Here is a 998-nt window from a genome sequence, read left to right as displayed (position 1 = left end):
TCCCCTCCCCGCCGGAAACCAGCAACTCCCACAACGCCGCCGGCGAGTCCACCCCGCCAGGAAACCGACACGCCATCGACACGATCGCGATCGGATCCTCGAGCGCGACCGTCCTCGGCTGCGGTTCGACCGGCGTCGGCGTGGCGTCGGCGGTGAGCTCGGTCAGGAGATGCGCGGCGAGCGCGGCGGGCGTCGGGTAGTCGAAAATCAGGCCGCTCGCCAGCCGGAGCCCGGTCGCAGCGTTCAGCCGGTTGCGGAGTTCCATCGCGGTCAGCGAGTCGAGCCCCGCCTGACTGAAGGTCGCATCCGCGTCGATCCTGTCCGGGGTCTGCTGCCCGAGCACCACGGCGGAGTGGCCGCGAACCAGGTCGAGCACGGCCTGGTGCCGTTCCGGCTCGGGCAGGGCGGTGAGCCGACGACGCCAGCCGGACTGCTCGCGGGTGGCGGCGCGCCGGCGCCGGGGACCGTTCTGCAGCTTGGCGGCGATGGGGTTCGGATGGTTCCCGGTGGTGGCGGCGTCGAACAGCGCCAGACCTTGCGCGGTGGTGATGGGCAGGATCCCGGCCCTTGCCAGTCGCTCGCTGTCGGCGTTGCCGGTCATCGCGCTGCGCTGTTCCCAGAAGCCCCAGGCGATCGACACCGCCGGCAGCCCGTGGCGGCGCCGGTGCACGGCCAGCGCGTCCAGGAAGACGTTGCCGGCCGCGTAGTTGGCCTGCCCGGCACTACCCAAGGCGCCAGCGACCGACGAGAACATGACGAACGCCGCCAGGTCCATGTCCCGGGTCAGCTCGTGCAGGTTCCAGGCCGCGTCGACCTTCGGCCGCAGCACGGTCTCCGTCTGCTCCGCGGTCAGCGCCTCGAACACCCCGTCGTCGAGTACGCCGGCCGCGTGCACCACCGCGTCGACGGCCCGGCCCTGCAACACCGCGGCCAGGGCGGCCCGGTCGGAAGCGTCACAGGCCACCGCCTCGACGCGGTCGCCGAACTCCGCGCCCAGA

1 protein-coding gene is annotated in these 998 nt (G+C 72.6%); it reads right to left on the bottom strand.

What is annotated here, in order from left to right; translation table 11 throughout:
• A partial coding sequence (locus V6U77_RS29860; RefSeq protein ID WP_334610073.1) for a beta-ketoacyl reductase occupies positions 1 to 998 on the bottom strand: 998 nt, incomplete at both ends.

This window comes from Micromonospora sp. CPCC 205546 (genome assembly GCF_036902715.1).
Classification (GTDB): domain Bacteria; phylum Actinomycetota; class Actinomycetes; order Mycobacteriales; family Micromonosporaceae; genus Micromonospora.
The sequence above is the reverse complement of the archived record's forward strand: the minus strand, read 5'-3'. Positions and strand labels throughout refer to the sequence as shown.